Origin of the sequence: Streptomyces sp. D2-8 (genome assembly GCF_023184515.1) — a bacterium.
In the GTDB taxonomy this organism is placed as follows: Bacteria; Actinomycetota; Actinomycetes; order Streptomycetales; family Streptomycetaceae; genus Streptomyces.
Genome location: NZ_JAAHBP010000012.1, coordinates 255,695 through 280,298, shown reverse-complemented (window position 1 = coordinate 280,298; position 24,604 = coordinate 255,695). Strand labels below are relative to the sequence as shown.

Sequence of the window (24,604 nt, the reverse complement as noted above, 5' to 3'; positions counted from 1 at the left end):
TCTGCTACGTGCACAGTGACATCGCGGTGACAGGGTGTGGCGACGAGCGGGGTGCGGCTACGATGACCGGCACAAGGACGGGCGGCGAAAGGGAGTCGTCCGCTGGGGCGGCACCCACCGGTGCTTCCACAGGTCCTGCGGACAGGGGAGGCCCCACGCCGGGGCGAGGAGGGCGGGCCATGGTGCAGAAGGCCAAGATCCTCCTGGTCGATGACCGGCCGGAGAATCTGCTGGCGCTGGAGGCGATCCTCTCTGCGCTCGATCAGACGCTGGTGCGGGCATCGTCCGGGGAGGAAGCGCTCAAAGCGCTGCTCACGGACGACTTCGCGGTCATCCTGCTGGATGTCCAGATGCCGGGCATGGACGGCTTCGAGACGGCCGCGCACATCAAGCGCCGCGAGCGGACCCGGGACATCCCGATCATCTTCCTCACGGCGATCAACCACGGCCCGCACCACACCTTCCGGGGTTACGCGGCGGGTGCCGTGGACTACATCTCCAAGCCGTTCGACCCGTGGGTGCTGCGCGCGAAGGTCTCCGTCTTCGTCGAGCTGTACATGAAGAACTGCCAGCTGCGGGAGCAGGCGTCGCTGCTGCGGCTCCAGTTGGAGGGCAACGGCAAGGAAGCGGGCGGCGAGGCCAAGGAATCGGCCGGGCTGCTCGCGGAGCTCTCCGCACGGCTCGCGGCCGTCGAGGAGCAGGCCGAAGCGCTGACCAAACAGCTCAACGACGAGTCGACGGACGCCGCCGCGGTGGCCACGGCGGCTCATCTGGAGCGCAAGCTCACGGGGTTGCGGCGGGCGCTGGACGCGCTGGAGCCGGGCACCGGGAGCACCTCCTCGGTGTCCTCGCAGAACTGACGTGCACGCAGGCGGGATTGTCCGCCCGTGACCGCGCGTCAATTTCGTGCCTCTCCCGGAGCGACACGAACGGGTGAAGCAGTAGACACGCGTGTCCCCTGTCGTCTCCACCGGTAACCTCACACCCATGGCCTCACGTCCCTCCGCAGCCAAGAAGCCGCCGCCCGCGAAGAAGGCGGCCGCGAAGGCTCCGGCGAAGAAGGCCGCCGCCAAGAAGGCTCCCGCGAAGAAGGCGCCCGCCAGGAAGGCCGCGGCCAAGAAGGTCGCGCCCAAACCGGCCCCCAGCCCCACCGGTGGCATCTACCGGCTCGTGCGCGCCGTGTGGCTCGGCGTGGCGCACGCCGTCGGCGCCGTGTTCCGCGGCATAGGGCAGGGCGCCAAGAACCTCGACCCGGCCCATCGCAAGGACGGTGTCGCCCTGCTGCTGCTCGGCATCGCGCTGATCGTCGCCGCGGGCACCTGGGCCGATCTCAAGGGCCCCGTGGGCGACCTCGTCGAGATCCTGGTGACCGGGGCCTTCGGCCGGCTCGACCTGCTCGTGCCCATACTGCTCGCCGTCATCGCCGTGCGGTTCATCCGCCACCCGGAGAAGCCCGAGGCCAACGGACGCATCGTCATCGGCCTGTCCGCGCTCGTCATCGGCGTGCTCGGCCAGGTCCACATCGCGTGCGGCTCGCCCGCCCGCGACGCCGGCATGCAGGCGATAAGGGACGCCGGCGGCCTCATCGGCTGGGCCATGGCGACCCCGCTGTCGTACGCCATGGGCGACGTGCTCGCCGTACCGCTGCTGGTGCTGCTGACGGTCTTCGGGCTGCTGGTCGTCACGGCCACCCCGGTCAACGCCATTCCGCAGCGGCTGCGGCTGCTCGGGGTGCGGCTCGGGATCGTCCGCGACCCGGCCGAGGACGAGTTCGGTTTCGCCGACGACGACGAGCGCTACGACGAGCAGTGGCGCGAGGCGCTGCCCGCGCGACCGCGCGGCAGGCGCGCGCCGGCGCCCGGGGCGTACGACCCGGACAGTGCCGAGCAGGAGGCGCTCACGCGGCGCCGTGGCCGTCCCCGGCGCTCGGCGGTGCCGCAGCCCGACATGGACCGGCCCAGGGACGCCGTGGACGTCGCCGCGGCGGCGGCCGCCGCGCTCGACGGCGCCGTGCTGCACGGCATGCCGCCCTCGCCGATCGTCGCCGACCTCACCCAGGGCGTACGGGTGGGGGACCAGGAGGCGACCACGCCGACGCCCGTCCCGGCCGCCCGGCCCCAGCAGGACAAGCGCAAGCAGGACAAGACCGGGCAGGACGAGCCCGAGCCGCAGAAGCCGAAGGCGGGTGTCCGCGACCTCACCAAGGCCCCGCCCTCCGAACCCCGCGACCTGCCCCCGCGCGCGGAGCAGCTCCAGCTCTCCGGGGACATCACGTACTCCCTGCCGTCGCTGGACCTGCTGGAGCGCGGCGGCCCCGGCAAGGCCCGCAGCGCCGCCAACGACCTCATCGTCGAGTCGCTGACGACGGTCTTCACCGAGTTCAAGGTGGACGCCAGTGTCACCGGCTTCACCCGCGGGCCGACGGTCACGCGCTACGAGGTCGAGCTCGGCCCGGCCGTGAAGGTCGAGCGGATCACGGCGCTGACCAAGAACATCGCCTACGCCGTCGCCAGCCCGGACGTGCGGATCATCAGCCCGATCCCGGGCAAGTCCGCGGTCGGCATCGAGATCCCCAACACCGACCGGGAGATGGTCAACCTCGGAGACGTACTCCGTCTGGCGGAGTCCGCCGAGGACGACGACCCGATGCTGGTCGCCTTCGGCAAGGACGTCGAGGGCGGCTACGTCATGCACTCGCTGGCGAAGATGCCGCACATGCTGGTCGCCGGCGCCACCGGCTCCGGCAAGTCGTCCTGCATCAACTGTCTGATCACCTCGGTCATGATGCGGGCGACCCCCGAGGACGTCCGGATGATCCTGGTCGACCCCAAGCGCGTCGAGCTGACCGCCTACGAGGGCATCCCGCACCTGATCACGCCGATCATCACCAACCCCAAGCGGGCCGCCGAGGCGCTCCAGTGGGTCGTACGGGAAATGGACCTGCGCTACGACGACCTGGCGGCGTACGGCTACCGGCACATCGACGACTTCAACCGCGCGGTGCGCGAGGGGAAGGTCAAGCCGCCCGAGGGCAGCGAGCGCGAGCTCCAGCCCTACCCGTACCTCCTGGTCATCGTCGACGAGCTCGCCGACCTGATGATGGTCGCGCCGCGGGACGTCGAGGACGCGATCGTGCGCATCACACAGCTCGCGCGTGCGGCCGGCATCCACCTGGTGCTCGCCACGCAGCGGCCGTCGGTGGACGTCGTCACCGGTCTGATCAAGGCGAACGTCCCGTCGCGGCTGGCGTTCGCCACGTCCTCGCTGGCCGACTCGCGCGTCATCCTCGACCAGCCCGGCGCCGAGAAGCTCATCGGCAAGGGCGACGGGCTGTTCCTGCCCATGGGGGCCAACAAGCCCACCCGTATGCAGGGCGCGTTCGTCACCGAGGAGGAGATCGCGGGCGTCGTCCGGCACTGCAAGGACCAGATGACGCCGGTCTTCCGGGACGACGTCGTCGTGGGCACCAAGCAGAAGAAGGAGATCGACGAGGACATCGGCGACGACCTCGACCTGCTGTGCCAGGCCGCCGAGCTGGTCGTCTCCACGCAGTTCGGGTCGACGTCCATGCTCCAGCGCAAGCTGCGCGTCGGCTTCGCCAAGGCCGGCCGGCTGATGGACCTGATGGAGTCCCGGAACATCGTCGGACCGAGCGAGGGTTCGAAGGCTCGTGACGTTCTTGTGAAGCCTGATGAGCTGGATGGCGTGCTCGCCCTGATCCGGGGGGAGTCTGAAGGGTAGGGAAACGGGACGCGGTGATCGCCTCACGGGGCGTTACGGCAATCGAGTGTCCGGATCGTGACTCACCCGTAAGGGATCATCGAGCAACCGTTTCCCTTCGTCGTACGTCAAGTTGAGGGAAGCGACAAGCCGCGACCCCACCATCGGAATGTCGGGCCATTCCGATGGCGTACAAAGTGACACCGCCCGGTTGCCCCAACCTTTTGGTACCCCCCTAGACTGAACTTCCAGCACAGGCGGCTACACGCTCGAAAGGCGCCCCCGTGTCCATCGGCAACTCCCCTGAAGACGAGCGTCCGTTCGAAAACGAGCACGTCGAACCCGACCGCGAGGAAGACCGCCCCTCCATCGGCCGTGCCCTGCAGCAGGCTCGTATCGCCGCCGGGCTGACCGTCGACGACGTCAGTAGCGCCACCCGGGTCCGCATGAACATCGTGCACGCGATCGAGGTGGACGACTTCACCCCCTGCGGTGGGGACGTCTACGCCCGTGGGCACATCAGGACCCTGGCTAAGGCCGTCCACCTCGATCCCGAGCCGCTGATCGCCCAGTACGGCGACGAACACGGCGGGCGTCCGGCACCGACCCCGGCCGCCCCCCTCTTCGAGGCGGAACGTATTCGTCCGGAGCGGCGGGGTCCCAACTGGACCGCGGCCATGGTCGCCGCGATCGTCGTGGTGATCGGTTTTGTCGGCTTCACGATGTTCCAGGGCGACGACAGCGGCAACGAGGCGAACGTGGCCGAGGGCTCCACGCCCAGCGACTCCGCCTCCCCGACCACCAAGACCAAGAAGCCCGCCGCCCCCGAGCCCGAGCCGTCCGACAGCGCCATCGCGGCCGTCCCGCAGGACAAGGTGACCGTCCGGGTCAGTGCCGTCGACGACGAGAGCTGGATCGCGGCAAAGGACCACAACGGTCGGATGATCTTCGACGGCCTCCTCAAGCAGGGCGACACCAAGACCTTCCAGGACAGCTCGAAGGTCCAGCTCGTCATCGGAGACGCCGGCGCGATCGACCTCTTCGTCAACGGCAAGAAGATCGAGGAGAACTTCCAGCCGGGATCCGTCGAACGCCTGACGTACACGAAGGGCGACCCCGAGGCCGGGTGACCGGTCCGAAAGGTCCAGTTGATACGGGGTTGGCCGGGAAACGGTCAACCCCGTCGACGTGGGGTGTCAGCGGGACGAAGTAGTCTTGAGCCCATGCCTGAACGCCGTACCGTCGCACTGGTCACCCTTGGCTGCGCCCGTAACGAGGTGGACTCGGAGGAGCTCGCAGGCCGTTTGGAGGCGGACGGCTGGGCGCTCGTGGAGGACGCCGAGGACGCGGACGTCGCCGTCGTGAACACCTGTGGCTTCGTCGAAGCCGCCAAGAAGGACTCCGTCGACGCCCTCCTCGAAGCCAACGACCTCAAGGGGCACGGCAGAACCCAGGCCGTCGTGGCGGTGGGCTGCATGGCCGAGCGGTACGGCAAGGAACTCGCCGAAGCACTGCCCGAGGCCGACGGCGTGCTCGGATTCGACGACTACTCGGACATCTCCGACCGCCTCCAGACCATCCTCAACGGCGGCATCCACGCCTCACACACCCCGCGCGACCGGCGCAAGCTGCTGCCGATCAGCCCGGCGGAGCGCCAGGAGTCGGCCGCCGAGGTCGCACTGCCCGGGCACGCCCCGGCCGACCTTCCGGAGGGCCTCGCTCCGGCCTCCGGTCCGCGCGCACCCCTGCGCCGCCGTCTGGACGGCTCCCCGGTCGCCTCCGTGAAGCTCGCCTCCGGCTGCGACCGCCGCTGCTCCTTCTGCGCCATCCCCTCCTTCCGCGGCTCCTTCATCTCCCGCCGCCCGAGCGACGTGCTGAACGAGACGCGGTGGCTGGCCGAGCAGGGCGTGAAGGAGATCATGCTGGTCTCCGAGAACAACACCTCCTACGGCAAGGACCTCGGCGACATCCGACTGCTGGAGTCGCTGCTGCCCGAGCTCGCCGAAGTCGACGGCATCGAGCGCGTCCGCGTCAGCTACCTCCAGCCGGCCGAGATGCGGCCCGGCCTCATCGACGTGCTGACCTCGACCCCGAAGATCGCGCCCTACTTCGACCTGTCCTTCCAGCACTCCGCGCCCGGCGTGCTCCGCGCGATGCGCCGCTTCGGCGACACCGACCGGTTCCTGGAGCTGCTCGACACCATCCGCGGCAAGGCGCCCGAGGCGGGTGTGCGCTCCAACTTCATCGTCGGCTTCCCCGGCGAGAGCGAGGCCGACCTCGCCGAGCTGGAGCGGTTCCTGAACGGCGCGCGGCTGGACGCCATCGGCGTCTTCGGCTACTCCGACGAGGAGGGCACCGAAGCGGCGACCTACGACGACAAGCTCGACGAGGACGTCGTCGCCGAGCGGCTGGCGCACATCTCGCGACTGGCCGAGGAACTCGTCTCACAGCGAGCCGAGGACCGCGTCGGCCAGACCGTGCGGGTCCTCGTCGAGTCCGTCGACGAGGACGGCGTCTACGGCCGTGCGGAGCACCAGGCGCCCGAGACGGACGGCCAGGTGCTGCTCACAAGCGGCGCGGGTCTGCGCACCGGCCGTATGGTCGAGGCGAAGGTGGTCGGTACGGAGGGTGTCGACCTGGTGGCCGAGCCGCTGCAGGGCTCGCTCACGTCGCCTGCGTGGAGTGAGGAGGCGGGCAGATGACCGGTGTCCCGGCATCCGCGGCGGAAGGCTCCTCCGGCGCGAGGAGGGCAGCGGCCGGTGCTGCCGCCGCGGCCTCGGAGAAGGTTCCCGGGGCGGCGGTGGGGCGTGCGGCCGCGCGGTCGGCCGAGGGAGGGGCGTCCGGTGCGGGGCGCGCTGCGGCGTCCCACGCGGATCAGAGCGGGGCTACCGGTGCGGGACAGGGTGCCGGGCCCGGTGAGGTACATGGTCCGGCAATCGTCACGGGTCATGGTTCGGCGCCCGCCGCGGATGGTGCCGGGGTTGTCGCGGGTGCGGGTGCGGATGCGGAGAGCGCCGGCGTCGGCGACCAGGGGGACGGGAAGCCCGCGCGGGGCGGGAAGCTGGCCGCCGCGGCCGTCAACCAGGCCAGTGTCTGGAACATCGCCAACCTCCTGACCATGCTCCGGCTGGTCCTCGTACCGGCCTTCGTCGTGCTGATGCTCGCCGACGGCGGACACGACCCGGCGTGGCGGTCCCTCGCCTGGGCCGCCTTCGCCATCGCCATGATCACCGACCTGTTCGACGGTCACCTGGCGCGCACGTACAACCTGGTCACGGACTTCGGGAAGATCGCCGACCCCATCGCCGACAAGGCGATCATGGGAACGGCGCTGATCTGTCTCTCCGCCCTCGGCGATCTGCCCTGGTGGGTGACGGGCGTCATCCTCGGCCGGGAACTCGGCGTCACCCTGCTGCGTTTCTGGGTCATCCGGTATGGCGTCATCCCCGCCAGCCGCGGAGGCAAGCTGAAGACCCTCACCCAAGGCGTGGCCGTGGGCATGTACGTCCTGGCGCTGACGGGGTGGCTGGCCACTCTGAGGTGGTGGGTGATGGCCGCGGCGGTCGTGCTGACCGTGGTGACCGGGCTCGACTATGTGAAACAAGCCATTGTGCTGCGCAGGCAGGGAATCGCCGAGCGCAAGGCCGCGTTGGAGGAGAAGGAAGCGTGAGTTCCACGGCCACCGACGTGGTGCGACTACTCACGGTGAAGGGTGAGACGCTCGCCGTCGCGGAGTCGCTGACCGGTGGCCTCGTTGCGGCGGAGATCACGTCCGTTCCCGGGGCGTCCAAGGTCTTCCGGGGTTCCGTGACCGCCTACGCCACCGACCTGAAGCACGGCCTGCTCGGCGTCGACGCCACCCTGCTGGCGGCACGCGGAGCGGTGGATCCGCAGGTCGCGGCCCAGATGGCGGCCGGCGTACGCAAGGCGCTCGGCACCGACTGGGGCATCGCCACCACCGGTGTCGCGGGTCCCGAGCCGCAGGACGGACAAGCCGTCGGCACGGTCTTCGTCGCCGTGGACGGACCCGCCGGAGCCGATTCCGGTTCCGCCGGCGGCGGAAAAGTGGAGGCTCTGCGGTTGAACGGCGACCGCGCGGAAATTCGTAGAGAGAGTGTACGGAGCGTACTCGCAGTGCTCCTGAAGGAGCTTGCGGGCGAACAGACTGGGAATGAGCGGGCACAGGATACGGAACGGAACGGGGGGTTTTGATGTTTGCAGCCCTGAGTGAACACGACATCGCTCCCCGCACGGCCGCGGCGCAAGGCGGTACGGTGGGGCGTAATGGATGCGGCTACGCGGTCCGAGGAGGGAGCCACCGATGATTCTGCTCCGTCGCCTGCTGGGTGACGTGCTGCGTCGGCAGCGCCAGCGCCAGGGCCGTACTCTGCGCGAAGTCTCCTCGTCCGCCCGAGTCTCACTCGGCTATCTCTCCGAGGTGGAGCGGGGGCAGAAGGAGGCTTCCTCCGAGCTGCTCTCCGCCATCTGCGACGCGTTGGACGTACGGATGTCCGAGCTCATGCGGGAAGTGAGCGACGAACTCGCCCTCGCCGAGCTGGCCCAGTCTGCTGCGGCCACCCCCAGCGAGCCTGTACCCACGCCGGTTCGCCCGATGCTGGGTTCCGTTTCGGTGACCGGTGTGCCACCGGAACGGGTGACCATCAAGGCGCCTGCCGAAGCGGTGGACGTCGTCGCCGCGTGAGGCTTCGCGCCTGCGTGGCATGAGACGAGTGGTGCCGAACAGGCGCTGAGAAGTGGTGAGGCCCCGGCCGGGCCTTTCCGGGAGATCCGGAAGGGTGCCGCCCGGGGTTTTCGCTTGCCTGGGGGCCGACCGATGCCGTCTCAGACCATGCCGTGCCTGATGTGTGTGCGTTTGCCGGTGTGGCGTGTGGCGGTCATCGTTGAGGAGATGGCGGGGGGCAGTCCTCGGAGGTGCGGATGTACGTCGTGAAGAGCCCGTTGTCGGACGCGAGCCTGAAGACCGTGTCCGAGGCGCTGCAAGGTGCCCTTGTCGATCTAGTGGATCTCGCCCTCGTGGCGAAGCAGATTCACTGGAACGTGGTGGGCCAACGCTTCCGTTCCGTCCATCTCCAGCTCGACGAGGTCGTCGACACCGCACGGAAGTACTCCGACACCGTGGCCGAGCGCGCCGCGGCCCTGGGGATCTCTCCTGACGGACGTGCCGCGACGGTGGCCGTCGGCAGCGGGATCGGGGTCACCCCCGAAGGATGGGTCGACGACACGACCGCCGTGGGTGCGCTCGTCGAAGCGCTGGGTGCGGTGATCGCGCGGATGCGGGAGCGGGTCGAGGCGACCGGGGAGCCGGATCCGGTGAGCCAGGACATCTTCATCGGGATCACGGCCGACCTGGAGAAGCATCACTGGATGTTCCAGGCCGAGAACGGGTGACGGAAGAGCGCGCGGGCGCGGGTGACGGGCCGGGCGGGAGTTTCGCCACCGCTCGGCGCGGAGACCTGCGCGGCGTGGGCCGGGTGCGCGTGCGCGGCCTGAGTGGCCTGCGCGGTGCGCTCGTGTGCCTGTGGTGCGCCCTGTCCGTGCACCCGGGTGGCCGCATAGCGTCGGGCTGGAGGTGGCGGCCATGGCGGGGATAGCGCACTGGGGGAGCCGGCCCTGGGAGGTGCGCGGGGCCGCGCTCGGGCTGGGGGCGCTGTGGTGGTGGGCCGTGCTGCGGCTGGTGGCCGTCCCTGAGGCAGGGGTGCTGGAGGCGGCGGTCGCGGCCGGGGGGTGGGGGCTGAGCGTGCTGCCCGTGCATTGCGTGCCCAAGCGGAGGGCGCGGGGGGTTGTGGGGGCGGGGCGGTGGCGGAGGATCTGGGGGGTCGGGGGTAGAGCCGGCGGTGGGGGTGCGGCGGGGGCGAAGTCGGGGGGAGCGTAGGGGACTTGCGCTGTGCGCCTCTTGCGTGAGGGGTGGCGGCCCCGGGGGTGTGTCCTGGTTGGGGCGGCTGCTGTGGGCGCATGCCCTGGGTGGGAGGGGGCAGTGGGGCCGCGACCGTGGCTGTACGTCGTAGACCGGCTGGGTTGTGTCACCACGGCATCGCCACGCCCCCGTTCGGGCGGAGGATCTGGCCCGTTGTGAAGGCCGAGGCGTCGGAGGCCAGGTGGAGGATCGCGTGGGCGATGTCCTCGGGCTCGCCCACGCGGCCCAGGGGTGCCCTGCGGGCCATGACCGACTCCGTGTGCGCCTGGGCTCCGCCGTCGCGGCGGTCGGTCATCGGCGTCCGGACCCAGCCCGGGGCGACCGCGTTGACGCGGATGCCGTGCCGGCCGACCTCCGTCGCGAGGGTCTTCGTCAGCTGGACCACCGCCGCCTTGGCCGCGCCGTAACAGAGCAGTCCGGGGCCGCCCGTGTCGACGGCGCCGGAGGCCATGGTGACGATGCTGCCCCGGGTGCCGTGGGCGATCATCAGGCGGGCGGCCTCCTGGCAGGCGTACAGGACTCCCTTGAAGTTGACGTTCAGCACCCGGTCGAGGTCCTCGTCCCGGGTCTCCAGCACGGGGCTGCTGTGCATGATCCCGGCGACCGCGGCCAGGGCGTCCAGGCGCGCGCAGGAGGTGAGGGCCTGCCGCAGCCGGGTCCGGTCGGTGACGTCGAGGGTGTGGGTGCGGGCGGTGCCGCCGGCATCCTTGATCAGGACCGCCGTCTCGTGCAGGCCCTCGGCGTCACGGTCCGCGCAGTGCACGGTCGCGCCCGCCTCGGCGAGCAGGAGCGCCGAGGCGCGGCCGATGCCGCTCGCGGCGCCGGTGACGAAAGCGGTGCGGCCGGTGAGGTCGTACGCCGTGACGGGCATACAGGGACCGTACGAGCGTTTCTGACGGATCGTCAATTGGTGCGGCCGCGCCGGGTCGGGGGCGGGGCGGGGCCCGGCTGGCAGGTGGGGCACCAGTAGGTGGGGCGTTCGCGGGAGCCGTCGCCCTGGTCGGCGACGCGGATCGAGGTGCGGCAGCGCAGGCACGGGCGGGGGGCCCGGCCGTAGACGAAGAGGTCCTGGCCGCGGTGGCCCGTGGTGCTGCGGATGGGGCGGTCGCGGTTGGCCTCCAGCAGCTTCTTGGCGAGCGCGGGCAGCTTCGCGGCGCGGTCGGCGGGCAGGCCGCCGGCCGGGAGCCAGGGGGTGACGCCGAGGAGGAAGCAGAGCTCGCTCTTGTAGACATTGCCGATGCCGGCGAGGTTGCGCTGGTCGAGCAGGGCCTCGCCGAGCTCGCGGGCGGGGTCCTGGAGGACGTTGGCGAGCGCCCGGTCGGGGTCCCAGTCGGGGCCCAGGAGGTCGGGGCCGAGGTGACCGACCGCGCGGTGCTCGTCGGTGGTGCGCAGGAGTTCCAGGACGGGAAGGCGGTAGCCGACGGCCGTGCGGTCGGTGGTGCCGAGGATCGCGCGGATCTGGTGCCCGGGGCCGCCGCTCCAGCGCTGGCGCTTCCCGTACACCTTCCAGGAGCCGTCCATCCGCAGGTGGGAGTGGAGCGTCAGGCCGCCCTCGATGCGGGTGAGGAGGTGCTTGCCCCGCGGGGTGACCTCCAGGACCGTGCGGCCCGTGAGGTCGGCCGTCGCGAAGCGGGGCACCCTGAGGTCGCTGCGGGTCAGCACCTTGCCCGCGAGGGCGTCGTGCAACCGCCTCACGGCCTGCCAGACCGTGCCACCTTCGGGCATGGGTCAAGGGTGGCACGGCGGACGCGGGCCGGGCCGGAGCGGCTGAGGGTGGTGGCCGTCAGGCGCGCAGGCGGAGCCCTCGGGGCGTCGCGATGAAGCCCGCTCCTTCCAGGAGGGTGCCGATGGGGGAGGTCAGGGCTTGTGCGCCGTTGACGCGCTCCACCGTCACCGTGCCGAGCGAGCCCGCGCGGGCTGCCGCGGCCAGGGCCTCCGCGGCGCTGCCCAGGCGGGGGTCGGCGGCCGGGTCGCCGTCCGGGTCGGCGGGCCAGGCCAGCAGGGTCTTGCCGCCGCGCTCCATGTAGAGCGTCAGCTCACCGTCGACGAGCACCACGAGCGAGCCCGCCTTGCGGCCCGGCTTGTGCCCGGCGCCGGTGGGCGGCTCGGGCCAGGCCAGGGCGGCGCCGTACGCGTTCGCAGGGTCGGCGGCGGCAAGGACAACGGCCCTGGATGCGCCGTCGGGGCGGGTGCGGCGGCCCGCGAAGCCCTGGTCGTACGCTGCGCGCCCGCCGTTCTGCCAGGGCGGGGCAGCCTGGGGGTAGTCGCGGGGCGAGACCCACTCGCCCGGGGACGGAGCGGGTGGGTCGAAGGCGGAATCCAGGTCGGGGAAGCCGTCCGGCCCGGGGTCGTCGGTGTGGTCGTGGGACGGGGCGGAGTCGTCCGGCCCGGCGAAGTCATGGGCGGGGAACGGGTCGGCTCCGGAGCCGGGAGGCGGGCCGGTCAGGTCCTCGCCGCGGTCGCGGGCGGTCGACACCGCGCGCAGGCGGTCCACCGCGCCGTCCATCGCGAACTGCGCGGCGCCGAGGCCCTCCACCACGTAGCCGCGGCGGGCCTGGCCGCTCTCCTCGAAGACGGACAGGACGCGGTACGTCGCCGAGAAGCCGCCCTCGACGCCCTCCGCCGCGACCGCACCCCTGGTGACCACGCCATGCCGGTCGAGGAGCGTGCGGGCGAGGGCGTGGGCCCGCACCGTGGGGTCCGGTTCGTGGGCCGGGAGCAGGGACCAGCGGCCGGCGACCGTCGGCGGGCCGGAGCGGGACGCGGTACGGGCCGCCGCCGTCAGGGAGCCGTAGCGGCCGCGCGGGACCGTGCGCTTGGCGCGGTGGGCCGTGGAGCCCGCGGTGCGGCCCGAGCCCAGCAGCGAGCGCATGGGCGTGAGCGTGTCGTTCGTCAGGCGGCCGGACCACGCCAGGTCCCAGAGGGCGTCGGCCAGCTGGGGATCGGTGGCCTCGGGGTGGGTGGTGGCGCGGACCTGGTCGGCGATCTGACGGAAGAACAGGCCGTAGCCGCCGGAGAGGGTGTCCAGCACGGACTGGTGCAGCGCGGTCAGCTCCAGGGGGTGCGGGGGAGGCAGGAGCAGGGGGGCCGCGTCCGCCAGGTAGAGGGAGACCCAGCCGTCCTTGCCGGGGAGGGAGCCCGCCCCGGCCCAGACCACCTCTCCGGCGGCGGTGAGCTCGTCCAGCATCGCCGGGGTGTAGTTCACGACCCGGGACGGCAGCACCAGCTTCTCCAGGGCGGAGGCCGGCACGGACGCGCCCTGGACCTGCTCGATGGCCCGGACCAGCCCGTCGATCCCACGCAGGGAGTGCCCCTTGCCGATGTGCTGCCACTGGGGGAGGAACTGGGCGAGCGCGGCCGGTGGCACCGGCTCCAGTTCGTGCCGCAGGGCGGCCAGGGAGCGGCGGCGCAATCGGCGCAGCACGGCGGCGTCGCACCACTCCTGGCCGATCCCCGCCGGGTGGAACTCGCCCTGGACGACCCGGCCCGCGGCGGCCAGCCGCTGGAGGGCGCCCTCGGTGATGGCGACGCCCAGGCCGAAGCGGGCGGCAGCCGTGGCCGAGGTGAACGGGCCGTGGGTGCGGGCGTAGCGCGCGAGGAGGTCGCCGAGCGGGTCCTTGACGGGCTCCGTGAAGGCTTCCGGGACGCCGACCGGCAGCGCTGTGCCCAGCGCGTCGCGCAGGCGGCCCGCGTCCTCGATCGCCGCCCAGTGGTCTCTGCCCGCGATCCGGACCCGGATGGCGCGGCGGGTGCCCGCCAGCTCCTGGGCCCACTGAGGTTCGGCGCCCCGCTCGGCCAGTTCCGCGTCCATGAGGGGGCCGAGGAGGCGGAGGAGGTCCGCGACGCCCTCGGCGTCCTTGACGCGGCGGTCCTCGGTGCGCCACTGCAGCTCCCGCTCCAGCTCGGTCAGCACCTCCGCGTCGAGCAGCTCGCGCAGCTCCGCCTGGCCCAGCAGCTCGGCCAGGAGCCGGGAGTCCAGCGACAGGGCGGCGGCGCGGCGCTCGGCCAGCGGGGAGTCGCCCTCGTACAGGAACTGGGCGACGTAGCCGAAGAGGAGGGAGCGCGCGAAGGGGGATGGTTCGGGAGTGCTGACCTCGACGAGACGGACCTTGCGGGACTCCAGGTCACCCATCAGCTCGACGAGTCCGGGGACGTCGAAGACGTCCTGGAGGCACTCGCGGACCGCCTCCAGGACGATCGGGAACGAACCGAACTCGCTCGCCACCTGCAGCAGCTGCGAGGCGCGCTGCCGCTGCTGCCACAGCGGGGTGCGCTTGCCCGGGGTGCGGCGCGGCAGCAGCAGGGCGCGGGCGGCGCACTCGCGGAAGCGGGAGGCGAACAGGGCGGAACTGCCCACCTGGTCGGTGACGACCTGGTCGACCTCGCCCTTGTCGAATACGACGTCCGCCGCGCCCACAGGGGCCTGCTCGGCGTCGTACTCCCGGCCCATCCTGACCGGCTCCTGGTCCAGCAGGTCCAGGCCCATGAGGTCGGCGTCCGGCAGGCGCAGCACGATGCCGTCGTCGGCGTGCATGACCTGCGCGTCCATGCCGTACCGCTCGGAGAGCTTCGCGCCGAGAGCGAGTGCCCAGGGGGCGTGCACCTGGGCTCCGAAGGGGGAGTGCACCACCACGCGCCAGTCGCCGAGCTCGTCGCGGAAGCGCTCCACGACGATCGTCCGGTCGTCCGGGATGTGGCCGCAGGCCTCACGCTGCTCGTCCAGGTAGGAGAGCACGTTGTCCGCCGCCCACGCGTCCAGGCCGGCGGCGAGCAGGCGCAGACGGGCGTCGTCCTTGGACAGCGACCCGACCTCCCGCAGGAACGCGCCCACCGCCCGGCCCAGTTCCAGCGGGCGGCCCAGCTGGTCGCCCTTCCAGAAGGGCAGCCGGCCCGGGACGCCCGGGGCCGGGGAGACCAGGACGCGGTCGCGGGTGATGTCCTCGATGCGCCAGGAGCTGGTGCCGAGCGTGAAGACGTCGCCGACGCGGGACTCGTAGACCATCTCCTCGTCGAGCTCGCCGACCCGGCCGCCGCCCTTCTTGGGGTCTGCGCCCGCGAGGAAGACGCCGAAGAGGCCGCGGTCGGGGATCGTGCCGCCGGAGGTGACGGCGAGGCGCTGCGCGCCGGGGCGGCCGGTGATCTCGCCGGTGACCCGGTCCCAGACCACGCGCGGGCGCAGCTCCGCGAACGCGTCGGACGGGTAGCGGCCCGCCAGCATGTCCAGGACCGCCGTGAAGGCCGACTCGGGCAGTGAGGCGAAGGGGGCGGCCCGGCGGACGGCGGCGAGGAGGTCGTCGAACTGCCACGTGTCCAGGGCCGTCATGGCGACCACCTGCTGGGCCAGGACGTCCAGAGGGTTGGCGGGGACCTTGAGGGACTCGATGGAGCCGGTGCGCATGCGCTCGGTGACCACCGCCGCCTGCACCAGGTCGCCGCGGTACTTCGGGAAGACCACGCCGGTGGAGACCGCGCCCACCTGGTGGCCCGCCCGGCCCACGCGCTGCAGGCCGGAGGCGACGGAGGGCGGCGACTCCACCTGCACGACCAGGTCCACCGCGCCCATGTCGATGCCCAGCTCGAGACTGGAGGTGGCCACGACCGCGGGCAGGCGCCCCGCCTTGAGGTCCTCCTCCACCAGGGCGCGCTGCTCCTTGGACACCGAGCCGTGGTGGGCGCGGGCGATGACCTGGGGGGCGCCCTGGGCTGCTCCCGAGCCGCCCATGAGCTCGGCGGGGGAGTGATGCTCGTCGAGTGTTTCGCCCGTGGCGCGTTCGTACGCGATCTCGTTCAGGCGGTTGCAGAGGCGCTCCGCGAGGCGGCGGGAGTTCGCGAAGACGATGGTGGAGCGGTGGGACTGGACGAGGTCGGCGATCCGCTCCTCCACATGCGGCCAGATGGACGGGCGCTCGGCGCCTTCCTGGCCGTCCGCCACCGGGGAGCCGCCCAGCTCGCCCAGGTCCTCGACCGGGACGACCACGGACAGGTCGAACTCCTTGCCCGACTTCGGCTGGACGATCTCCACCTTGCGGCGGGGCGAGAGGAAACGGGCCACCTCGTCCACCGGGCGGACCGTCGCGGAGAGGCCGATGCGGCGGGCGGGCTTCGGGAGGAGGTCGTCCAGCCGCTCCAGGGAGAGCGCGAGATGGGCCCCGCGTTTGGTGCCGGCGACCGCGTGCACCTCGTCGAGGATCACCGTCTCCACGCCCGCCAGCGCGTCGCGCGTGGCCGACGTCAGCATCAGGAACAGTGATTCCGGGGTCGTGATCAGGATGTCCGGTGGTCGGGTCGACAGGGCGCGGCGCTCGGCGGCGGGGGTGTCGCCCGAGCGGATGCCCACCTTGACCTCGGGCTCGGGCAGGCCGAGGCGCACCGACTCCTGGCGGATGCCGGTCAGCGGGCTGCGCAGGTTGCGCTCGACGTCCACCGCCAGGGCCTTCAGGGGGGAGACGTACAGGACGCGGCAGCGCTTCTTGGGGTCGGCGGGGGGAGGCGCCGAGGCCAGCTGGTCCAGAGCGGCCAGGAAGGCGGCAAGCGTCTTGCCGGAACCGGTGGGGGCGACGACCAGCACGTCCGAGCCCTCGTGGATGGCCTGCCACGCGCCGGCCTGGGCCGAGGTGGGCGCGGAGAAGGCACCCGTGAACCAGGCGCGGGTCGCGGGGGAGAAGCCGTCCAGGGCTCGGTGCGCATTGCTGGGCATGCGTCCATCGTGCACCTCGGCACTGACAACGGGGGTCGGCGCGGTGCCGCCTGCGCGTTCGCGGGCGGGGCCGACCCGTGGGGTGCGGGGCCGACCCGTGGGGTGCGCGTTGGGCCCGTGGGGTGCCGGTTCGGCCCATGGGGCACACGGGCCCGTCCTGTGGGGGTGCGCGTCCCGTCGTCTGCTGCCACGGACAATGGTCGTATGAACGAACGCGCGCGGCACTGGCAGTACGACGACCTGCCCGGCGTCGATCTGCTGCGGGCTCGCTATGTGCGGAAGACCTTCGTGCGGCATACCCACGAGAACTTCGTGATCGCGGCCATCGCCGACGGAGTGGAGGTGTTCCACCACGGCGGGGGCGACCAGTACGCCGGGGCCGGGGCGCTCGCGCTGGTCAATCCGGATACGCCGCACACCGGGCGGGCCGGGGTGCCCGAAGGGTGGCGCTACGGGGCGGTGTACCCGTCGGTCGACGTGGTGGCGGAGATCGCGGCCGAGACGACGATGCTGCGGGGCACACCCGGGTTCGTCAGCCCGGTGATGGACGATCCGTACGCCGTCGGTCTGGTGCACCAGGTGCTGCGGGCCGCCGACGAGGGCAACGCGCTGGCCGCGGACACACTGCTGCGGGTCGCCGTGACCAGGTTGCTGCGACTCAACGGCGGACCCATGCCGCGGCGGGAGGTACGCACGGCGGGAGCCCGGATCGCGGCACGCGCGCGTGGTGTGCTGGAGGAGCGGATGGCACAGCCGCCGACTCTGGAACAGCTGGCATCCGATCTCGGGACCAGCCCGTTCGCCTTGCTGCGGGCCTTTCGGGACGTCTACGGCATGCCGCCGCACGCCTGGCTCACGGACGCGCGCGTACGCCGGGCGCGACACCTGCTGGACGCGGGGACGGCGCCCTCGGAAGTCGCTGTGGCCGTCGGCTTCACCGACCAGCCGCATCTCAACCGGCACTTCAGCCGGATGGTCGGCGTGCCCCCGGGGGCGTACCAGCGGGAGCGCAAGAACGTACAAGACCTGCGGTAGCCGCTGCCCGTAGCGTGCGGCGGGTGGTGAATCGGACAGCTCTCAGAGATACAGAAATCGGTGGGAAGGCGGACCGGGCCGTCGTACGCGACGCCCTGGGTGTCGGGGTGGCCGTCGGGCTGTCCGGGTTCGCCTTCGGAGTGACCTCGGCCGGCAGCGGGCTCACGCTGCTGCAGACGTGCGCGCTCAGTCTTCTGGTGTTCACCGGGGCGTCCCAGTTCGCCCTGGTGGGGGCGCTCGCGGCCGGGGGCAGCCCGTTCACCGCCGCCGCCGGGGCCTTCTTCCTGGGCGTGCGGAACGCCTTCTACGGCCTGCGTCTGTCGCAGTTGCTGGCCCTCCCGCGCGCGGTGCGGCCGCTCGCCGCCCAGTGGGTGATCGACGAGACGGCCGCCGTCGCGCTCGCCCAGCCCACCCGGCGCGCCGCGCGACTCGGGTTCGTCGTGACCGGGCTGAGCCTGTACCTCCTGTGGAACCTCACCACGCTGCTCGGTGCCCTGGGCGCCGAGGCCATCGGGGACACCGACGCGTGGGGGCTGGACGCCGCCGGGCCCGCGGTGTTCCTCGCGCTGCTCGCGCCGATGCTGAAGACCGGCACCGAGCGGGCCGTCGCCGGGCTCGCCGTGCTGCTCGGGCTCGGACTGCTGCCCGTGCTGCCCGCCGGGGTGCCGGTGCTGCTGGCCGCGCTGGCGGCGCCGGCCGTGCTGTGGGCGGAAGGCCGGCGCAGGGGACAGGGGGACGCGCGATGAACGTCTGGATCGCGATCGGGGCGACCGTCCTCGGGTGCTACGCCGTCAAGCTGGCCGGGCTCCTGGTGCCCGCGGGGGCCCTGGAGCGGCCCGTCGTCAAACGCCTCGCCGCACTGCTGCCCGTCGCGCTGCTCGCGGCCCTCACCGCCCAGCAGACCTTCGCCGACGGGCAGACGCTGGTGCTGGACGCACGGGCCGCCGGACTCGCCGCCGCGGCCGTGGCGTTGCTGCTGCGCGCCCCGTTCTTGCTCGTCGTCGCCGCGGCCGTGCTGGTGACCGCGGGAGTGCGGGCCATGGGGGCGGGATGATCAGTCGATGGCGCGGCCGTACGCGCTGAGCACGCGCAGGGCCTCGATCGTCACGAGCGGGCGTGCCTCCAGGGCGGGGGCCGGGGCCCAGTGGCGCCACCGGACGGCCCAGCCGCCGTCCTCCTGCTGCTGCGCCGCCAGGTGGTCCAGGGAGCGGGCCATCTCGTCGTCCGTGAACCACGCGCGCGCGAGCGAGCGCGGTGTCCGCGCGTAGTCGTACGGGAAGTGGTGCTCCCCCGGGGCGTAGCCGGGGGACACCGGATACGCCTCCAGGTCGTCGGGGTCGAGGGCCGCGAGGCGGTGTTCGCGGACCAGACGGCCGAGACGGGCGGCGGCCGCCTCCGCACGCGGACGATCGGGGGCGGAGTCCAGGAAGGCCACGGCGGCCTCGATCTCGTACGGGTGCGACGTCTCCAGGGACTCGACCGCCTGCCAGCAGAAGTCCGTGGCCCGGAACAGCCAGGCGTGCCACACCTCGTTGCGGTGCAGCAGCCCCACCACCGGCCCGGTGGCCAGGAGGTCGCTGGGCGGGTCGTCCACCACCGTCACGAAGGGGGCCGTGGGGTAGTCGCGCTGACTGGGGTGGATCGCCGGGAGGGCGCCGTCAGGAGTGGAGACGGACGTCAGGTAGCGGCACAGGCGTTCCACGCGCTGGCCGGCGCAGCGTCCGACCGCGTCCAGGACGCGCAGGGCGTGCGCGGTGTGCAGCGGCTGGCTTACCGGGCCGCGCAGATCGGGCTCCAGCGCGTGGCCGTACCCGCCGTCGTCGTTGCGGTAGGCGTCCAGGGCGGTTTCCACCGGGTCGGCGGCAGCGCCCCGGAAGTGGTGGGCGAAGCGGCGCTCCTCGAGCACGCGCGCGGTGAGCCAGACGAAACGCTCCGCGCGCGTGACGGGGCTGTGCGGCGGGGGCGTCGGGGGGAGTTCGGTAGCTCCTGTTTCGGCCATGGGTCAGACCGTAGGGCGCGAAGCGGCGTCGGCATGCGGTCCCGGCTCAGGCCCACCCCCAGGGGCGGGATACTGGGGTCATGCGGTTGACGGTCTTCTGGCAGCGAATGGCGGATCACTTCGGTTCCGGTTACTCCGAAACCTTCGCGCGCGACCACGTGATGTCCGAGCTGGGCGGGCGCACGGTGCACGAGGCGCTGGCGGCCGGCTGGGACGCCAAGGAGGTCTGGCAGGTGGTCTGCTCGGTGATGGACGTGCCTCGGGAGAGGCGCTGACCGTTGCCGAAAAGGCGCGGAGACCGCCGGCCGACGGGGTCCGCCCGCCTCGGGGACCACGGGCCTGACCGGCCTGCCGGCCTCGGACGTCGCTGACCGGTCACGAAGATCGCAGGCGGGCAGACGGCTGTCGGTGGCGTGGGCCAGACTTGGACCGTGGCACCCACTGACGAGACCGGGCAGGCAGCCCAGCAGTCCTCAGCTTCCGGTACGACGCCGCCCGTCCGGCCCCCGGTGGGCGGGGCCGGGGCGAACGGCCGTATGCCGCGCTGGCTGCCCCGCGCCATGGTGCTCGCGCTCGCCCTCGTCGCCGCGTTCCAGCTGGGCAGCTGGGCCTTCCACCAGCTCACCGGCCTGCTGATCAACATCCTCATTGCGTTCTTCCTGGCGCTCGCCATAGAGCCCGCGGTGAGCTGGATGGCCTCGCGCGGCATGCGCAGAGGGTTCGCCGCGTTCATCGTCTTCATCGGCGTGATGATCGTGTCGGCCGGTTTCGTCACCGTGCTCGGCTCCGTCCTCGCGGACCAGATCATCAAACTGATCGAGGGCTTCCCCGAGTACCTCGACTCCGTTATCCACTGGGTCAACACGCACTTCAAGACCGACCTGAAGCGCGTCGACATCCAGGAGGGCCTGCTCCGCTCCGACTGGCTGCGCAACTACGTCCAGAACAGCGCCACAGGCGTCCTGGACGTGTCCGCCCAGGTCATCGGGGGGCTCTTCCAGCTGCTCACGGTCGCCCTGTTCTCGTTCTACTTCGCCGCGGACGGCCCGCGACTGCGCCGCGCGATCTGCTCGGTCCTGCCGCCCGCCCGCCAGGCCGAGGTGCTACGCGCGTGGGAGATAGCCGTGAACAAGACCGGCGGCTACATCTACTCCCGCGGGCTGATGGCAATGATCTCCGGCGTGGCGCACTTCGTCCTGCTGCAGGCCCTGGACGTGCCCTACGCGCCCGTGCTCGCCGTGTGGGTGGGCCTGGTGTCGCAGTTCATCCCCACGATCGGCACGTATCTCGCGGGCGCCCTGCCCATGCTGATCGCTTTCACGGTGGATCCCTGGTACGCGCTGTGGGTGCTGATCTTCGTCGTGATCTACCAGCAGTTCGAGAACTACGTGCTGCAGCCCAAGCTGACCTCCAAGACCGTCGACATCCACCCCGCCGTCGCCTTCGGCTCGGTCGTCGCCGGCACCGCCCTCCTCGGCGCCGTCGGCGCGCTCATCGCCATCCCCGCCATCGCCACGCTCCAGGCCTTCCTGGGTGCGTATGTGAAGCGCTACGACGTCACGGACGACCCGCGCGTGCACGGCCACCGGCGCCGGGGAGAGGGACCGGGCCTGCTCACGCGCGCGAGGGGACTGTGGGAACGCCACCGGGAGGCGGAGCGGCCGCAGGGCCGGGGGCCCGGGCAGAGCTCCTCCTGATCTCGCGTGTGTCCCCCTGGGTGGGATGCCGCCGGCCATGACCAGATGCGTGGGGCCGACCGCTGGGGGAAGGCCAACAGCAGGGGGCCGAGACACGGGACGGGTGGCGTCGGCCCCATCCCGTGTGTGCCGCGTGGTGCGCTTGACACAAAAATCGAACATCCATTCTCATGGAGGCGCCGGCGAAGCTCAACGAAGGGCATTTCGACGTACTTTGGGTAGAGATGTGCCCGAGTTATCCACAGGCCGGACGTGCGTCGGGGCGCATTGTCAGTGGCAGGCGTTAGCGTCTTTGACGTGAAGCGATCGACTCAAGCAAATCGGGTGGAACCCATGGCAGGAACCGACCGCGAGAAGGCCCTGGATGCCGCGCTCGCACAGATTGAACGGCAATTCGGCAAGGGCGCGGTCATGCGCATGGGCGACCGGGTCAACGAGCCCATCGAGGTCATCCCGACCGGGTCCACCGCCCTCGACGTGGCCCTCGGCGTGGGCGGCCTGCCGCGCGGCCGCGTCGTCGAGGTCTACGGACCGGAGTCCTCCGGTAAGACCACCCTGACCCTGCACGCGGTGGCGAACGCGCAGAAGGCCGGCGGTCAGGTCGCCTTCGTCGACGCGGAGCACGCACTCGACCCCGAGTACGCGAAGAAGCTCGGCGTCGACATCGACAACCTCATCCTCTCCCAGCCGGACAACGGCGAGCAGGCCCTGGAGATCGTGGACATGCTGGTCCGCTCCGGCGCCCTCGACCTCATCGTCATCGACTCCGTCGCCGCGCTCGTCCCGCGCGCGGAGATCGAAGGCGAGATGGGCGACAGTCACGTCGGTCTGCAGGCCCGTCTCATGAGCCAGGCCCTGCGGAAGATCACCAGTGCGCTCAACCAGTCCAAGACCACCGCGATCTTCATCAACCAGCTCCGCGAGAAGATCGGCGTGATGTTCGGCTCCCCGGAGACCACGACCGGTGGCCGGGCGCTGAAGTTCTACGCCTCGGTGCGCATCGACATCCGCCGCATCGAAACCCTGAAGGACGGCACGGACGCGGTCGGCAACCGCACCCGCTGCAAGGTCGTCAAGAACAAGGTCGCGCCGCCCTTCAAGCAGGCCGAGTTCGACATCCTCTACGGCCACGGCATCAGCCGCGAGGGCGGCCTGATCGACATGGGCGTGGAGCACGGCTTCGTCCGCAAGGCCGGCGCCTGGTACACGTACGAGGGCGACCAGCTCGGCCAGGGCAAGGAGAACGCGCGCAACTTCCTGAAGGACAACCCCGACCTGGCCAACGAGATCGAGAAGAAGATCAAGGAGAAGCTGGGCGTCGGCGTGCGTCCCGAGGAGCCGGCCGCCGAGCCGGGCACGGACGCCGCGGTCACCGCACCGGCCGACGCGGCGCCTGCCGTCCCCGCCCCTGCACCGGCCAAGACGGCCAAGTCCAAGGCCGCCGCAGCCAAGAGCTGACCCGTGACACGGCGAACCGACTGGGCGGAGTACGAGTACGCCGCCTCCGGTGTCCCACGGGGGAGGGGCACCGGAGGCGACACGGGGGGCTCGCCCGTGGACGGGGTGGACGGCCCCGGGGACACGCCATACGAGGGCGACCGGCTGTACGGGGACGGGGACGACACCGGGCCGCACGGGGGCGGCTCACCCAGAGGCGGCTCGCGTGACGGCGGGCCGCGAGGCAGGCACGGTCGTCGTCGGCGTGGCTTCGGTGAGGCGGCGGCTGATGCCGAGGACGGAGGTGCCCTCTCCTCGTCGAGGGCCGAGCAGGAGGCACCTCCAGGGGACCCGGTCGAGCGGGCTCGGGCGATCTGCCTGCGCCTGCTCACCGGGACCCCGCGGACCCGTAAGCAACTCGCCGACGCCCTGAGCAAGCGGCAGATCCCGGACGACGCCGCCGAGGAGGTGCTGTCGCGGTTCGAAGAGGTCGGCCTCATCAACGACGGTGCCTTCGCGGACGCTTGGGTGGAGTCCCGCCACCACGGCAGAGGGCTGGCCCGGCGCGCGCTCGCCCGGGAGCTGCGGACCAAGGGCGTCGACTCCACGCTGATCGACGAAGCCGTGTCCCAGCTCGACTCCGAGCAAGAAGAGGAGACCGCGCGGGAGCTCGTCGCGCGCAAGCTCCGCTCCACTCGAGGACTCGACCGCGACAAGCGACTCCGCCGCCTCGCGGGCATGCTCGCCCGCAAGGGCTACCCCGAGGGCATGGCCCTGCGGGTGGTCCGGCAGGCACTGGAGGAGGAGGGGGAGGACACGGAGTTCCTCGGCGACGAGGGGGTCTGAGGGGTGCACCAGGCCCGGATGGCGACGTGAACGGCTGACGCACCTGCGTTGAGGCTGAGGCCCGCAGGACCGGCCCCCACGCAGCCCCTTGAGCTCACTCCACCGGCAACCCGGCCCCCCGCCAAGCCTGGAAGCCCCCGACCAGATCCGTGGCCCGGCGCAGTCCCAGCTGGTGCAAGGACTGGGCCGCCAGGCTGGACGCGTAGCCCTCGTTGCAGATCACGATGATGCGCAGGGCGTGGCTCGTGGCCTCGGGGAGGCGGTGGCTGCCCTGGGGGTCGAGGCGCCATTCCAGTTCGTTGCGCTCGACGACGTGGGCGCCGGGGATGAGGCCGTCCCGTTCGCGCAGGGCGGCGTAGCGGATGTCGACGAGGAGCGCGTCACCGGCCTCGGCAGCCTCGTACGCCTCCTGCGGTTCGATCCGCTCGTAGCCCGCCCGGACTCGCTCCAGCAACTCGTCGATACCGACGGGCGGTTGGGTGCCGCGGCTCGTCGGCCCGGGTGCGGCGCTCACTGCCAGTCCTCCGGTCGCTCGACCTGCTCGAGTCGCAGCATCGGGCCGCTGCGGCTGTAGCGGCGGATCTGCGGCAGGGGCGGATAGTAGGCGTGGACGGAGATCGCGTGCCGGTCGGTGGACTCGTTGAGCACCTCGTGGACGTGGTGGCGGCCGAAGGCGCGGCCCTGGCCGGCCCCCAGCCGGCGTTCCCGGTCCACGTCCTCGGCGAGTTCCAGGGTCTTCCAGCCGTCGGTGGGCAGCCGAGCGGCGAGCGAGTGCTCCTTGAGTTCGCCCGACGCGGTCAGGAAGGCGCCGACCGAGTCGGCGTGGTCGTGCCAGCCGGTGCCCGTACCGGGCGGCCAGCCGATCAGCCAGGCCTCACTGCCGCCGGGCCCGTCCAGCCGCACCCACGTACGGCCCTCCGGGTCGAGCGGCAGGGAGTCGATCAGCTCGGTGTCGGCGGCCGTGCGCCGGACGAAGTCGTAGAGGTCGGCCTGAGTGGGAGCCGGACCGGCGGCGACAGAGGGGGGCGCAGAAGGGGATACAGACACGGGTGCCGTCCTGAAGGTCCTGATGAGGGTTCGCGGACAAGGCGCGACAGCCGGCAGACAGAGCGCGGCGCGCGCCGAGAGAAGAGGAATGCGAAGTCAGCAGGACGGGCGACACACGCAGCCCGCATAGCGGAGGAGGTCCATATGGACCCTCCGCCACAGGCGCACACAGGTGTCGGTCACGGACCGGA

At 71.9% G+C, this 24,604-nt stretch carries 23 protein-coding genes; 16 read left to right on the top strand and 7 right to left on the bottom strand.

Annotated features, from left to right (window positions below):
* Window positions 1–179: 179 nt before the first annotated feature.
* The 9 genes from G3I77_RS22525 to G3I77_RS22485 all read left to right on the top strand — a co-directional run bounded on the left by G3I77_RS22525 (window position 180) and on the right by G3I77_RS22485 (window position 9,613).
* Window positions 180–860 (top strand): two-component system response regulator, encoded by a 681-nt coding sequence (locus tag G3I77_RS22525; RefSeq protein WP_107459878.1) that lies wholly within the window; start codon window positions 180–182, stop codon window positions 858–860.
* A gap of 127 nt (window positions 861–987) precedes the next feature.
* Window positions 988–3,741, top strand: coding sequence for a DNA translocase FtsK (locus tag G3I77_RS22520; protein WP_248506522.1), 2,754 nt, complete (start codon window positions 988–990; stop codon window positions 3,739–3,741).
* A gap of 263 nt (window positions 3,742–4,004) precedes the next feature.
* Entirely contained in the window at window positions 4,005–4,850 is an 846-nt protein-coding gene (locus G3I77_RS22515) for a helix-turn-helix domain-containing protein (RefSeq protein WP_248506520.1), read from the top strand.
* Window positions 4,851–4,943: 93 nt separating this feature from the next.
* Window positions 4,944–6,422, top strand: a complete 1,479-nt coding sequence (gene rimO / locus G3I77_RS22510) for a 30S ribosomal protein S12 methylthiotransferase RimO (protein WP_248506518.1) — start codon at window positions 4,944–4,946, stop codon at window positions 6,420–6,422.
* Window positions 6,419–7,390: a CDP-diacylglycerol--glycerol-3-phosphate 3-phosphatidyltransferase gene (gene pgsA / locus G3I77_RS22505; protein ID WP_248506516.1), complete on the top strand. Its 972-nt coding sequence runs from the start codon at window positions 6,419–6,421 to the stop codon at window positions 7,388–7,390. The genes rimO and pgsA overlap by 4 nt, the downstream gene beginning before the upstream one ends.
* Window positions 7,387–7,932, top strand: coding sequence for a CinA family protein (locus G3I77_RS22500; protein WP_248506514.1), 546 nt, complete (start codon window positions 7,387–7,389; stop codon window positions 7,930–7,932). Before pgsA ends, G3I77_RS22500 begins: the two co-directional genes overlap by 4 nt.
* Window positions 7,933–8,041: 109 nt before the next feature.
* Window positions 8,042–8,422, top strand: coding sequence for a helix-turn-helix domain-containing protein (locus G3I77_RS22495; protein WP_003993396.1), 381 nt, complete (start codon window positions 8,042–8,044; stop codon window positions 8,420–8,422).
* A 236-nt stretch (window positions 8,423–8,658) separates the two neighbouring features.
* Complete coding sequence (locus G3I77_RS22490; RefSeq protein ID WP_248506512.1) at window positions 8,659–9,129, top strand: Dps family protein; 471 nt, start codon at window positions 8,659–8,661, stop codon at window positions 9,127–9,129.
* 190 nt (window positions 9,130–9,319) lie between these two features.
* Window positions 9,320–9,613: a hypothetical protein gene (locus G3I77_RS22485; protein ID WP_248506510.1), complete on the top strand. Its 294-nt coding sequence runs from the start codon at window positions 9,320–9,322 to the stop codon at window positions 9,611–9,613.
* A 148-nt stretch (window positions 9,614–9,761) separates the two neighbouring features.
* Here G3I77_RS22485 and G3I77_RS22480 read toward each other — a convergent pair whose 3' ends face one another.
* Genes G3I77_RS22480 through G3I77_RS22470 form a run of 3 tightly spaced genes read right to left on the bottom strand, consistent with a single transcriptional unit; the run spans window position 9,762 to window position 16,352 of the window.
* Window positions 9,762–10,526: an SDR family NAD(P)-dependent oxidoreductase gene (locus G3I77_RS22480; protein ID WP_248506508.1), complete on the bottom strand. Its 765-nt coding sequence runs from the start codon at window positions 10,524–10,526 to the stop codon at window positions 9,762–9,764.
* 32 nt (window positions 10,527–10,558) lie between these two features.
* Window positions 10,559–11,380, bottom strand: a complete 822-nt coding sequence (locus G3I77_RS22475) for an Fpg/Nei family DNA glycosylase (protein WP_248506506.1) — start codon at window positions 11,378–11,380, stop codon at window positions 10,559–10,561.
* A 58-nt stretch (window positions 11,381–11,438) separates the two neighbouring features.
* A complete protein-coding gene (locus G3I77_RS22470) occupies window positions 11,439–16,352 on the bottom strand; it encodes an ATP-dependent helicase (RefSeq protein WP_248506503.1) in 4,914 nt (1,637 codons plus the stop codon).
* A gap of 204 nt (window positions 16,353–16,556) precedes the next feature.
* On the opposite strand from G3I77_RS22470, the gene G3I77_RS22465 reads away from it, so the two are divergent.
* Genes G3I77_RS22465 through G3I77_RS22455 form a run of 3 tightly spaced genes read left to right on the top strand, consistent with a single transcriptional unit; the run spans window position 16,557 to window position 18,441 of the window.
* Complete coding sequence (locus G3I77_RS22465) at window positions 16,557–17,387, top strand: AraC family transcriptional regulator (RefSeq protein WP_248506501.1); 831 nt, start codon at window positions 16,557–16,559, stop codon at window positions 17,385–17,387.
* Between the two features lie 23 nt (window positions 17,388–17,410).
* Entirely contained in the window at window positions 17,411–18,133 is a 723-nt protein-coding gene (locus G3I77_RS22460; RefSeq protein WP_248506499.1) for an AzlC family ABC transporter permease, read from the top strand.
* Complete coding sequence (locus G3I77_RS22455; RefSeq protein ID WP_248506497.1) at window positions 18,130–18,441, top strand: AzlD domain-containing protein; 312 nt, start codon at window positions 18,130–18,132, stop codon at window positions 18,439–18,441. The genes G3I77_RS22460 and G3I77_RS22455 overlap by 4 nt, the downstream gene beginning before the upstream one ends.
* Here G3I77_RS22455 and G3I77_RS22450 read toward each other — a convergent pair whose 3' ends face one another.
* Entirely contained in the window at window positions 18,442–19,386 is a 945-nt protein-coding gene (locus G3I77_RS22450) for a hypothetical protein (RefSeq protein ID WP_248506495.1), read from the bottom strand.
* 80 nt (window positions 19,387–19,466) lie between these two features.
* On the opposite strand from G3I77_RS22450, the gene G3I77_RS22445 reads away from it, so the two are divergent.
* The 4 genes from G3I77_RS22445 (at window position 19,467) to recX (ending at window position 23,366) form a co-directional block, all read left to right on the top strand.
* Window positions 19,467–19,661, top strand: coding sequence for a DUF3046 domain-containing protein (locus tag G3I77_RS22445; protein ID WP_248506493.1), 195 nt, complete (start codon window positions 19,467–19,469; stop codon window positions 19,659–19,661).
* Between the two features lie 156 nt (window positions 19,662–19,817).
* The gene (locus tag G3I77_RS22440; RefSeq protein ID WP_248506490.1) at window positions 19,818–21,083 is read left to right on the top strand and encodes an AI-2E family transporter; all 1,266 of its coding nucleotides are present in this window, start codon (window positions 19,818–19,820) and stop codon (window positions 21,081–21,083) included.
* Window positions 21,084–21,416: 333 nt separating this feature from the next.
* Window positions 21,417–22,541, top strand: coding sequence for a recombinase RecA (gene recA, locus G3I77_RS22435; RefSeq protein ID WP_248506488.1), 1,125 nt, complete (start codon window positions 21,417–21,419; stop codon window positions 22,539–22,541).
* A 3-nt stretch (window positions 22,542–22,544) separates the two neighbouring features.
* The gene (gene recX, locus G3I77_RS22430; protein WP_248506486.1) at window positions 22,545–23,366 is read left to right on the top strand and encodes a recombination regulator RecX; all 822 of its coding nucleotides are present in this window, start codon (window positions 22,545–22,547) and stop codon (window positions 23,364–23,366) included.
* A 94-nt stretch (window positions 23,367–23,460) separates the two neighbouring features.
* On the opposite strand, the gene G3I77_RS22425 is transcribed toward recX, so the two are convergent.
* The 3 genes from G3I77_RS22425 to G3I77_RS41235 form a co-directional block, all read right to left on the bottom strand.
* The gene (locus G3I77_RS22425; protein WP_248506484.1) at window positions 23,461–23,880 is read right to left on the bottom strand and encodes a rhodanese-like domain-containing protein; all 420 of its coding nucleotides are present in this window, start codon (window positions 23,878–23,880) and stop codon (window positions 23,461–23,463) included.
* The gene (locus G3I77_RS22420) at window positions 23,877–24,413 is read right to left on the bottom strand and encodes a cysteine dioxygenase (protein ID WP_248506482.1); all 537 of its coding nucleotides are present in this window, start codon (window positions 24,411–24,413) and stop codon (window positions 23,877–23,879) included. The genes G3I77_RS22425 and G3I77_RS22420 overlap by 4 nt, the downstream gene beginning before the upstream one ends.
* Before the next feature lie 96 nt (window positions 24,414–24,509).
* Entirely contained in the window at window positions 24,510–24,581 is a 72-nt protein-coding gene (locus tag G3I77_RS41235) for a putative leader peptide (RefSeq protein ID WP_310851512.1), read from the bottom strand.
* Window positions 24,582–24,604 lie beyond the last annotated feature (23 nt).